Here is a 10,673-nt window from a genome sequence, read left to right as displayed (position 1 = left end):
TATGCGGAAGAGGGCAGGTAACCGGGGACGCCGTGTCGGGCCGACGCCCTCGGTTCTGTGCAGATGACGCAGGTCGAGAGTCAGCTACTGCCGGAGTGGGAGGGCCGCCCGCGCGTGATTCACGTCGTCCAGTAGTTCGTTGAGCCGGTGGACCTGATCGTCCAGGCACTCGTCGGTGATCCAGAATTGGGTTCCGTCGAGCACGAACTTCCTTCCTTCTCGGCGGGTGCAGGTACGGCTGAGGCGTTGGTCCTGCTCCGGGTGAGTGGCTGGTCGGGCGTGGAGAACGTCGTTTCGGATCTTGGCCGCCTCCGTCAGGGCCGTGCCGCAGACGGCGATGAACTCGCGGACTGGTCCAGGTGCCATTCCCATTGCGGCGGCTTTACTAGCGCAGGCCCCGATGGCACCGGTGGTCTGCGGTTCCAGCTCTTTCAGTGTCAGGGGCGCTGGAAGGTATGCTGCCAGCCGGTGAAGATCGTCGAGGAGCGTCCACTCCATAGAGGAGACGGTGTAGACGATCTCACCGATGCGTGCCAGGTACTCGGGCTCGGGCAGGGCTACTCGTGAGTGCTCCATGCCAGCGAGCCTAAACACTGGCGGCAGGTGGCCTTCGTCGGTTTCTGGAGAACACCCACGACCTTCACTATGGCAGGTTCCCGAACTGCACTGACCAGAGATCAACCGTACTGGACCTTGCCGCGCGTGGCCCTGCGGGCCTCGGCGTCGATCTCCGGGGAGCTGTAGTGGGTGACGAACGGGCTGAGTGAATCGCCCCGGTGTACAACGGCGAGCGTGACAGGTTGTGGGCGAACGCCGGATCCCCACCCAACGCTGTGCCCAGAGTCTTGCCGGTTGCTTTGAGCAGTCGCATGTTGGGCGAGTCACCGGCCCCGTCAGCGTGGACCGGGTCGATCAGCCAGATCAACTGGACTTTGCCGTTGTCGGGGTTGACCCCAACCCAGGCAGGGCCGGCACCGACCCCGGCGAGCCTAGAGAGGATGCGGTGGACCTCTGGGTTGATGCTCTCGACTCGGCCGCCCTGGCTGCCGCGGTGGTCAACGTCGATGACGATGACCGCGGCGTACTGGGCGTGGGTCAGGGCAACGTACTGCATCCGGTGCAGGGAGGGGTGGCCGACCCGGTACATCTTCGGCACGCTCTGGCCCTCAGCGTTTTTGCGCCAGGCGGCTTTGAAGTCACGGGTGGGGCAGCCCTGGAATGCGGCTCTGCCCAGGTGGGTGATGAGTCGGTTGCGTTCGGCATCGGTGGCCCCACAGGACTGCAGGGAGGTGGGGACTGCACCGAGGTTCTCGACGAGCAGACGGGCGGCGTCTGCCAGGGCACTGCGCTGCTCAGGCGACCGAGACCGACTCGGAGAAAAGGAGGACAGTTGGCCGGACAGTTCGGCGAGGGGGTCGAAACCGGTGAACGGATCGATCACCTGGCCAAGCTGGTCGGCGGTGCTGCCCGGTGCAGTGTCCGGGTCAATAGCCGGGTCAATAGCCGGGTCACTGGCCTGGTTGGTGTCCCTGTATGGGACATCCGGGCCGGATGCAGGTATGCTCATCGATGAGGCTTTCTCCACGAGTGCACATCGTGGGGTCAGCGAGCGTCACCAGGGTGCCAGCCCGGGTGGCGCTCTTTCTTTGCGCTTGGGAGCTACCTTACACCATTGTCATTCCGCAGCTAGGAACGCTTTTTCGTACACGAGCACATGCCTTCGTTCATACGGGCTGTCGGCACCAGCGCGTACCTACCGCTCACCCTCGGCGAACACACAAAAGCGGCCCGCGATGCCCTCAGAAACCACAGGCCACTTCCAACCGACCTAGATCGCGGCGGCCGGCACTCCCTTCAGCTGCGATGCCGAACGCAGGTCATCCAGAAAGACGTAGAACACACAGGCGACACCGCCCGTCCATCCAAGCGGGAGATCCACGTCCGGCAGCAAATCGCCGGAAACAAGGCCCCTGACGCTCCAACTATCCGCCTGGTATCTCGTCGACACATCCGAAGCGTCCACAGCGCCTGTGACCTGGAGATAAACACTAGCTACCACCAAAAATGAACATAGTTAACTATTGACACCAGGGCCAGCATCAAAGATTACAGTTTAGTAACAACTGTTGCCCCCAAATCCCCTCATCACGTATTCTGCGTGGCAGAAATAACACCCCTCACAGATAAGGTCCTCACATGCGCTCTTCAATGATGAAACGCTTGGCCACCGCGACATTCTCTGCCGTGGTTCCCCTGTCCCTTTTCGTCGGCTCGGCAAACGCAAACACTGATGTTGCAGAAACACCTACCGCTGGACAATCCAGGGGAATCTGCAACCAGGAAATTAATAAGTCTGCCGACCAGTATAAGAACCCGGATAAGGTCGACAAGCTTACCGGAAATGAACGCTTCAGGGAATCCGCATCGGAAATCGGATCCACCCCCGAAGAGCTGGCCAATGATGTTTCCGAATACTTCACCGAGGAAGAGGTGGAACAACTCATCATCGACGGACTTGAAGACGAGGGTCAGCAAGCCCAGAAGAAATCCAAGATCAACACGAAGATCAAGCCTTTCGATCTTGATTGTGGAAAGGCCAGGGCAGGTTGGGCCCTGTTCCAGGCACAGGGCTTCCTCGTATGTGCCCCTGCAACGGTCGTAAACCCGCTAGCAGGCGCAGTCTGCAACATTGCGAAGACAGCTGGAGGTGGAGCAATCGACTTCAACAAACTATGCGACTAACCACGTCTAGTTTTATGAAAGCAGGTCCGCAATGAGTTTTTGGAGTTTTATAAATACCGGGGTGAATGGAACTGAAGATCGACTTCACGTAAAATTCATCTACGGCAACGCAATACTGTCAACAGTTCTGGCTGCGGCAGCAGCGGGAATTACTGGATGGATTACTGAAGGAAGTGTAATATTCATCGCTTTATCAGCCTTTGCCGCCATTGCTGCCGTGTACCTCATCAGCTACATTGTATTCTCGGAAATAAGCAGATCCGGATAGGCAACCCCTCTCCTGGTGTTGTTGCAAAGTAGTGCGGTCGATGCCCGGACGCCGATAGAGAAGGCGGTCGACACCACCTGGTGCCAGCTAACTGACTACACTGGCTGGGCTGGCAATGACGGAACAGTCAAACCCAGCTCCGTTCGGCTTAAAGATGGGACCGACATTCGCCTCCGTACGAGTAGTGCGTCAGGTGGATACACTATCGACATCAACAGTCCAAGCCACAGCAAGCTATACAAGGTTCACGTTGCGTAAACAAAAAGTCTCAGATGTCCTGGAAGAAATCCACGAAATGGAGGACTGGGTCCCCTTGGCCGGAGCCCTCGGGGCTGTTGGGATAAACTCTAACAAAGCGACCCGCGACGATGTCCTCTCTCTGGTAACGGACATTTTCGAGGACGACAGAGTTTACATCGGGACTATCGAGCCAGGTCCCCTGCGGACATATCTCACACCTATCCCCGGTTCCACGTCTGCTGACAAACTGGTAGAGACTATATTTTCGTCGACAGACCCTTCGGGGGATATGATGACCTACTTTGTGGCAGAAAACGAAGACTGATCCGGCATAGAACAACCCCCTGCACCGAGGGTGCAGGGGGTTGTTCTATGCAGACTGCTCGATGTCCTCGTAGCCGCTCGCGGCAGTGTCCCAGCGGCGGACAGGGTGGCCGCCACGGTAGACCAGGCCATCGGGTGGTGTCATAGCGTCGAAGCAACACTCCCGGTCGGCGGGGGTCTGATCGGTGGAGTGTGCGGATGGCGCGGGTGGGGTTGTCGTTCAGTGACAGGTCGGAGATCTCGACGGCCTCGAAAGCGGGCTGGTCGGTGCGGAGGATCGCCCGTCACCTGGGGCGTTGCCCGTCGGTGATCTTGCGGGAGCTTCACCGGAACTCGACGAAGACCCGCGGCTACCAGGCCGTGACCGCAGACGTCAGAGCGCAGCGTCGGCGGGCTCGCCCGCAGCAGCGGAAGGTCGCGGGGGATCCGGTGCTGCAGGCGCGGGTGGAGGCGGATCTGGCCGCGTCGTGGACGCCGAACGAGATAGCGGGCCGGTTGCGTCTGGAGGCGACAGACCCGACCGTTGAACGCATGGCGAACTCTCCTGACGCACGCGGCCGAACCGTCCCCGGCGAGGCTATCTACCAGTACATCTACGCAATCCCGAAGGGTGAGCTCGCCCGCAAGGGCAGCTTCCTGCAGTCCAAGCGGACCAAGCGCCGACCACGTACGACCGGGCGGACGCGCGGTGGCCCAATCGTAGGTATGGTCCCGATCGCGGAGCGAGGTGAGGACGCCGCCCAGCGTCGGGTGCCGGGGCACTGGGAGGGTGACCTGATCATCGGGAAGAACGGCACCTCGTGCGCGGCGACGCTGGTGGAACGGATGAGCGGGTTCACCGGGCTGCTGGCCCTGCCCTCGAAACACGCCGAGCCAACCGCTGACGCGGTCATCGAGTTTTTCAACGACCTGCCCGAGATGATGAAGGCATCGTTGGCGTGGGACCAGGGCAGCGAGATGGCCCAGCACGCGAAGGTCTCCCTGGCCACGGCGATGCCGGTCTACTTCGCCGATCCCCACTCGCCCTGGCAGAGGCCCAGCAACGAGAACACGAACCGGCTCTACCGGGAGTATCTGCCCAAGGGCACGGTGATCCCCGATCACCAGCCCTACCTCACCACCATCGCCGAGGAGATCAACAATCGACCCCGCCGCCGACTGGGCTATCTCGCGCCCACCGAGGCATTCGCTCGACTGCTCGCCGGCGAGCCCCATGTTGCTTCGACGCCTTGACATCGCCCTGGGGTTTCTCCGCGTCGCCAATGCGGTGCTGCCGACGTTCCTCGACGCACATTACGGACGGATCGTGGGCGTCAGCGGACAGAACGCATGGTCGACATCGAGCATCATGGCCGCTGCCCGCAATGCGGTCCTGAATCTCGCAGCCAAGGGATTGGCCGATGAGCATGCCGGCAGCGGTCTCACGGTCAACACGGTCAATCCGGGTCCGGTGGGCGAGAGGAACGGAGCCATCCCGAGCATCGGTGCCGCGGGTTGGTCCACGCCCGACCAGGTGGCGTCGACCATCACCTATCTCGTATCACCGATTGCCGGTGCGATCTCGGGCGAGTCCATCGCCGTCGGGCACAGGATCCGCAGGGTGAACGTCTAGTTCCCGGTGTCACAACGATGGCGCACGGCCGGCGAGGAGCAGGAGCCTCTTCAGGAAGCCCCGGGCCCGTGAGCCAACGCACCGGCCGCTACGACCGAGAAGCGGAGCGCGCACAGCACGCTGGGGCCCTGGACGCGTAGTCACGAGCCGCGTACGCCAGGGTCTGGTAGGCCTGAGTGAAGAACCTATGCGACGCATCGACCACATTCGGACCTCTCACGATGACGGATCCATCTGCACCAAGGGCGATCGGGCTTCGTTCCGTGGTCTCGCACCTGGCTCACCGGTAGACGTGATGCTTCCGCGGTAACCCTCGGGTCAACCTGCGATGTAGTCCGCGTGGTACTCGTCGAGGACGGTTCTCGTGAAGCGACCGATCGAGACGTACTCGGCTTCGGTCAGGTTGGCCAGGGACACGCGCGCGCTGGCGTCGACGACCTCGAAGCCATTACCGGGCAGTAGCACGACACCTGTTTCCCGTGCGAGGCGGAACAGGAAGTCGCGACCGAGGTCCTTCTTCTCGAACCAGGCCGCGAAGTCCTGCCCGTAGAGCTGGCCGGCGAGGCGCTGCAGATCCACCAGCGTGTAGTAGTCCACGTCCTCCGGTGCGTCATAGACGGGTATTCCTGCGCTCGCATACAGAGTGGCCTCGCGGTGCCGGATGAGGGACTTGGCTGCGGTCTGGTACCGGCCAAGTCGATCGGTGAGTGCATGCAGGGCGAACAGCGTCATCTGCAGCTGCTGGGGCAGAGACAGGCCCGCTGTGTGGTTCAGTGCGACAGCGCGGGAGTCCGCAACGAGGCGGTCGATGAACCCCAGCGTGGAGGCGTCCTCGGTCAGTGAGGAGTACCGGGTCCGGAGGCGGTCGCGGATCTCGTCGGGCTGGGCGGCCAGTGCGGCGTCGATCGTGTTGTCCTCGTGCAGGGCGATCGTCCCGAGGCGCCAGCCGGTGGCCCCGAAGAACTTCGAGAAGGAGTACACGAGGACCGTGTTGCGGGGTGCCAGGGCGAACAGCGACGTGAAGTCGTCTGCAAAGGTCCCGTAGACGTCATCGGTGATGACGATGAGGTCCGGGCGGCGGGACTGGATCAGCTCGGCAATGGTTCGCAGGCTCGCATCAGACAGCTTCGTCGACGGCGGGTTGGAGGGATTGACGAGGCAGAACACCTTCACAGCCGGGTCGAGGAGCTTATCGAGCTCGTCCTGGGGGTACTGCCACTGGTGGTCCTGGTCCATACGGATGTCGACGACCTCGAGGTCGTATCCCGGCAGGGTCGGGATCTCCAGGTACGGCGAGAAGATCGGGGTCCCGATGGCGATCTTGTCCCCGGGATGCAGCAGCTCGTTGGCGAACAGGCTCTCGAAGAGATAGGTCATCGCGGCGGTCCCACCCTCGGTCGCGAACAACGCGAAGTCACCCGTGGGGCGGTCCCCGGTCATCTGCTGGCGCAGGTATCGTGCGACAATCCGTTCGGCGTTGGGGAGCATGCGCGGAGGGACGGGGTACTGGCATCCGAGGAACGCCGTCACGGCCTCGGCCAGGAAGGACTCGGCGTCGATGCCCAACTGGTCATCGACGTACGAGATCGCCGCCCGTAGGAATGCGACGCCTTCATCGTGATCGTGGCCGCTGGCGAAGACCTCGAACCGGTCGACGAGTCCTGTCTCCTTGGGCAGTCCGCCGAAGCCGCTGTCGAGGTAGGAGTAGGACCGCTCGGACTCCCGCAGCGCGAACTCCCCCAGCCGCAGGAACGCATGGCGTGGCTGTGTGGCCAGGAAGTTCGGGTTGCCGCGGCCGGCGTTCAGCATCAGCCGATGAGTGTCCGAGGAGGCCGCCTTGATCAGCAGGTCCTTGAGCTCGAAGGGACTGAGTTCCGTAGCGGGCGGGGCCGATGTCAGGACCTGCTGGGCGCGGGAGCTGCTGGAGGACGGGGTGGGTTGCGAGGACATGGCGTTCCTTTTGTCATAAGGGTTGGAGTCAGGAGGCGTTGACGGTGACGAGTGCGATGACCACGGGCCCCCAGAGGGTCAGCAAGACGTTGGCCACGGCGTAGGTGACGGTGAACGGGACGACCGGGGTTGCGTTGCCGGCTTTCTCCATCAGAGCGGCGAACGCCGGATTCGCGCTGCGGCCGCCTGCGATGGCGGCGAGCAGATCGATCGGATTGCGGATCCGCAGGACTGTATAGGAGAGGAAGAAGCTGAGGACGGTCGGGATCACCGTGACGGCGACACCCAGCAGGAGCAGCGTCAGCCCGGATTCGCGAATGGCCGAGAGAGCCTGGGCGCCGGCCCCCAGTCCCACTGCGCCCACGAACGCCGCCAGCCCGAAGTCGCGTAGGAAGTTGGAGGCGCCGGTGGGCAGGGACGCGAACCGGGGGTGGACGCCGCGCAGCCACCCGAAGACGAGACCCGACAGCAGGCAGCCGCCGCCGGCGCCGATGGACACCGAGGCCCCGAAGATCGGGACCTCGATCAGGCCGATCAGCATGCCCAGAGCCACACCGACACCGAAGAACACGAAGTCGGTGACGGCGGCAGCGCCGATCGGATACCCCAGGAGCTTCTGCGCCTTGTCGAGGTCGGCGGGGCGCCCGATGACGGCGATCTCGTCGCCACGGTGCACCTCGACGCCCGACAGAGACGGCAGGTCGTGGCCACTGCGGCGGGCACCAACGAGGAACACGCCGTAGTCCGCCGCATCATTGAGCCGAGCGTGGATCGACCCGATATCGGCTCCCACGAGCTCCTTGTTGGTGACCACGAGGTCGCGACGTTCTTCGACCTCGATCGCTCCCTGTGGAGGGACGACTTCCTTCCCGATCGTCGAGGACAACGCTTCGAGTCGCTCGATCGTCCCGGTGACCGCAACGTTGTCACCCGCCGCCAGCACGTCGCTCGCGGTGGCCTCGTGGTGCGCGCCACCGCGCAGGACGGCCTCGATGCTCGCGTCGGCGAGCACACGGTCGACGTCGCCGACGGTCTTCCCGACCCAAGGGCTCTCCGCCGTGACCCCGTAGTAGCGAGTGATGATCCGGCGCACGGCGTTGTACTGCCCGGCCTCGAGCTCTGCGTGGCCTCCCGAGAGCTCCGACGCCAGCTTCACTGCTTCACGGCGGATGTTCCACCGCCGGATCATGGGCAGGAACCAGGAGATCAGGAGGATCGGTCCCAGCGATCCGAAGATGTAGGTGACGGCATAGCCGACAGCGACGTTGGTCTGCATCTGCTGCGTGACATCCGTCGGCAGTCCCAGCTTGGCGATCGCATCGCCGGCCGTCCCGATGATCGCTGACTGCGTAAGGCCCCCCGCGGCGAGCCCCGCGGCCAGGCCCCTGTCAAGGCCGAACACCCACGCCGCGATCAGGACAGTGACAAGCCCCAGGACGCAGGTGAGTACGGCAGACAGCAACTGGTTCAACGAGCGCTTGTTCAGCGCCCGGAAGAACTGCGGGCCACCCTGGAACCCCACCGCGTAGATGAACAGGGCGAAGAAGACGCCTCGCACGCTGTCGTCGAGCTTGATACCGATCTGTCCGAGCACGACGCTGACGATCAGTGTTCCTGCGATCCCGCCGAGCTTGAACGATCTGATACGGAACTTCCCGATCAGATAACCCAGCGACACGCAGAAGAACAGTGCGATCAACGGATTGTCCTGCAGCAACTTCGCGACCGCCTCGAACATTCAAGTGCCTCCACTGTGCATCACGTCTGTGGCAACGGAGGCGGCCAGAACGTGAGGACCGGTCGCTTCGTGCCTTCTGCGTTCGAGGCTAGCACCGGGCATCGTCTCGCCCAAAGGGGCTCTTCACAATTCGGGGTGTAGGTGTGGTCTGAATCCGTCGGCTTCGAGGAGTGCGCGGGCGATGTAGTTGGTGAGGTTGCGGAAGCCGAGGGCCAGGCCACGCAGGTGCTCGAGGCGACCGTTCACGGCTTCGGTAGGTCCGTTGCTCGTGCGCGGCCGGTCGAAGTAGGCCAGGACGTCGCAGGCGCGTCTGGTCAGGGTGCGGCCGAGCTTGCGCAGTTCTACCAACGCCTCAGGCACACTGTCGGCGAGGGCGTCGATCACGGAGCTCATCTCGACGCGGCCGGCTGCCCGGTCGGGGTGACGGTAGGCGGAGATCATGCGCTGGTAGATCCCCCAGGTGCACTCGACTTGCACGTGCCGGTCCCCAGCGAAGAGCTTGTCAAGGCGCTCGTGCTGGCGGTCGGTGAGCAGGTCAGTCCCGGTGTGCAGGGTCCGCCGCGCGGTGTAGAGCGGGTCGCCCTTGCGTCCGCGGTGTCCGTGCAGTTCCTGCTGGACTCGGCGGCGGCACTCATCGAGAGCGTCCCCGGCCAACCGGATGACGTGGAAGGGATCCATAACCGTGACGGCGTCCGGCAGCTCCTCGGTGGTGGCGGTCTTGAAGCCCGCGAACCCATCCATGGCCACGACCTCGATCCCATCGCGCCAAGCCTGGTCCCGCTCGGCCAGCCAGTCCTTGAACGCCTTCTTCGACCGACCTTCGACCACGTCCAGCAGGCGTGAGGGCCCGGTGCCGTCCCGGACCGGGGTGAGGTCGATGATCACGGTGACGTACTTGTCGCCGCGGCGGGTGTGCCTCCAGACGTGCTCATCGACGCCGACGACCTTCACCCCGTCGGACCTGTGCTCGTCGTCGATCAGGACGGCGAGGTTGGCGGTGTTCCACGCGACCCCGAGCCCCTCGGCGACGCGGGCGACGGTGAGGTGCTGGACCACGATGCCCTCTAGTGCCCAGCGCAGCCCGCGGCGCGACAGCTTCGCCCGTGGTTCGGCCGCCAGGCTGGTGTCCTGTCGCCATACATGGCAGCAGTCGGTGCAGCGGTAGCGACGCACGACGACCTCCAGGGTCGTGGGTCGCCACCCGAGCGGTTCGTGCGCAAGCCGCCGGACCACCGTGTCCCGCGGAACCCCTTCGCAGCCGCAGCGACGGCACCACTGGTCGAGTTCGACGACGCGGCAAGCGATCACCGCGCGGTCGGGCTCGAGCCGTTGCCCAACGGCTTCGAGACCGAGCTCATCCAGTCGGCAGAACGTGGTCAGGTCAGGGCGAGTGAAGGTAGCGTCGTGCACGTCGAGGTCTTCCGGATGGGCAGTGTGAGAACTTCCATCCTCGGGAGACCTCGACTTCTATCCCGACACCGCCGCGCCGTCAGCTTCTACACCCTCATCTGCGAAGAGCCCGTTTACCTCTGGCGATGCTAGACAGTGGATGACTGGGCGGTGCCATCGATATGCTGCTGCTTGTATGCACGCGGCAGTCTGTTGTCGAGGTATGTGCCCGGGATGCAGCCGATTGCCAGAAGGACGAGTAGTGCGATCAGGCCGGCGAACTGCTCCAATACAGGGGCAGTGATCCCGAACCACTGTGGGCAGATCCCATAGATGGCCATGCAGGCCACCCCGATCAGTCCGAACACGCCAAGGGCTTTCTGGCCCGGTGTGCGCTTGCGAGGTCCGAA

At 63.5% G+C, this 10,673-nt stretch carries 11 protein-coding genes; 5 read left to right on the top strand and 6 right to left on the bottom strand.

What is annotated here, in order from left to right:
• Positions 1–84 precede the first annotated feature (84 nt).
• Positions 85–576 (bottom strand): hypothetical protein, encoded by a 492-nt coding sequence (locus CVA01_RS14380; RefSeq protein WP_141331746.1) that lies wholly within the window; start codon positions 574–576, stop codon positions 85–87.
• A 67-nt stretch (positions 577–643) separates the two neighbouring features.
• The gene (locus CVA01_RS14375) at positions 644–1,567 is read right to left on the bottom strand and encodes a replication initiation protein (RefSeq protein WP_141331744.1); all 924 of its coding nucleotides are present in this window, start codon (positions 1,565–1,567) and stop codon (positions 644–646) included.
• A gap of 629 nt (positions 1,568–2,196) precedes the next feature.
• Between CVA01_RS14375 and CVA01_RS14370 the strand changes: the two genes are divergently transcribed.
• The 5 genes from CVA01_RS14370 (at position 2,197) to CVA01_RS14350 (ending at position 5,186) form a co-directional block, all read left to right on the top strand.
• The gene (locus tag CVA01_RS14370; RefSeq protein ID WP_141331742.1) at positions 2,197–2,742 is read left to right on the top strand and encodes a hypothetical protein; all 546 of its coding nucleotides are present in this window, start codon (positions 2,197–2,199) and stop codon (positions 2,740–2,742) included.
• A gap of 61 nt (positions 2,743–2,803) precedes the next feature.
• Positions 2,804–3,010 (top strand): hypothetical protein, encoded by a 207-nt coding sequence (locus CVA01_RS14365; protein WP_141331740.1) that lies wholly within the window; start codon positions 2,804–2,806, stop codon positions 3,008–3,010.
• A gap of 295 nt (positions 3,011–3,305) precedes the next feature.
• Positions 3,306–3,575: a hypothetical protein gene (locus CVA01_RS14360; protein WP_141331738.1), complete on the top strand. Its 270-nt coding sequence runs from the start codon at positions 3,306–3,308 to the stop codon at positions 3,573–3,575.
• Positions 3,576–3,772: 197 nt separating this feature from the next.
• Positions 3,773–4,807: an IS30 family transposase gene (locus CVA01_RS14355; protein ID WP_141331736.1), complete on the top strand. Its 1,035-nt coding sequence runs from the start codon at positions 3,773–3,775 to the stop codon at positions 4,805–4,807.
• Positions 4,788–5,186 carry an SDR family oxidoreductase gene (locus CVA01_RS14350; RefSeq protein WP_141331734.1) on the top strand — a complete coding sequence of 133 codons (399 nt, stop codon included), beginning with the start codon at positions 4,788–4,790 and terminating at the stop codon, positions 5,184–5,186. Before CVA01_RS14355 ends, CVA01_RS14350 begins: the two co-directional genes overlap by 20 nt.
• Positions 5,187–5,504: 318 nt before the next feature.
• Here the strand turns inward: CVA01_RS14350 and CVA01_RS14345 are convergent, their stop codons facing one another.
• The 4 genes from CVA01_RS14345 to CVA01_RS15135 form a co-directional block, all read right to left on the bottom strand.
• Positions 5,505–7,136, bottom strand: coding sequence for a bifunctional aspartate transaminase/aspartate 4-decarboxylase (locus CVA01_RS14345; RefSeq protein ID WP_141331732.1), 1,632 nt, complete (start codon positions 7,134–7,136; stop codon positions 5,505–5,507).
• A 28-nt stretch (positions 7,137–7,164) separates the two neighbouring features.
• A complete protein-coding gene (aspT, locus tag CVA01_RS14340; protein ID WP_141331730.1) occupies positions 7,165–8,874 on the bottom strand; it encodes an aspartate-alanine antiporter in 1,710 nt (569 codons plus the stop codon).
• A gap of 123 nt (positions 8,875–8,997) precedes the next feature.
• Positions 8,998–10,284: an ISL3 family transposase gene (locus CVA01_RS14335; protein WP_141331728.1), complete on the bottom strand. Its 1,287-nt coding sequence runs from the start codon at positions 10,282–10,284 to the stop codon at positions 8,998–9,000.
• Positions 10,285–10,412: 128 nt separating this feature from the next.
• Positions 10,413–10,673, bottom strand: a 261-nt coding sequence (locus CVA01_RS15135) for a hypothetical protein (protein WP_218024598.1), incomplete at its 5' end; no start/stop codon positions are given.

The sequence above is a fragment of the Corynebacterium variabile genome (assembly GCF_006539825.1).
Classification (GTDB): Bacteria; Actinomycetota; Actinomycetes; order Mycobacteriales; family Mycobacteriaceae; genus Corynebacterium; species Corynebacterium variabile.
This window is presented reverse-complemented; position numbering and strand designations above follow the sequence as displayed.

Coding starts and splice junctions, on each gene's coding strand:
- CVA01_RS14345 (WP_141331732.1), bottom strand. CDS start 7,136: ATGTCCTCGCAACCCACCCCGTCCTCCAGCAGCTCCCGCGCCCAGCAG.
- CVA01_RS14360 (WP_141331738.1), top strand. CDS start 3,306: ATGGAGGACTGGGTCCCCTTGGCCGGAGCCCTCGGGGCTGTTGGGATA.
- CVA01_RS14355 (WP_141331736.1), top strand. CDS start 3,773: ATGGCGCGGGTGGGGTTGTCGTTCAGTGACAGGTCGGAGATCTCGACG.
- CVA01_RS14380 (WP_141331746.1), bottom strand. CDS start 576: ATGGAGCACTCACGAGTAGCCCTGCCCGAGCCCGAGTACCTGGCACGC.
- CVA01_RS14375 (WP_141331744.1), bottom strand. CDS start 1,567: ATGAGCATACCTGCATCCGGCCCGGATGTCCCATACAGGGACACCAAC.
- aspT (WP_141331730.1), bottom strand. CDS start 8,874: ATGTTCGAGGCGGTCGCGAAGTTGCTGCAGGACAATCCGTTGATCGCA.
- CVA01_RS14350 (WP_141331734.1), top strand. CDS start 4,788: ATGTTGCTTCGACGCCTTGACATCGCCCTGGGGTTTCTCCGCGTCGCC.
- CVA01_RS14370 (WP_141331742.1), top strand. CDS start 2,197: ATGCGCTCTTCAATGATGAAACGCTTGGCCACCGCGACATTCTCTGCC.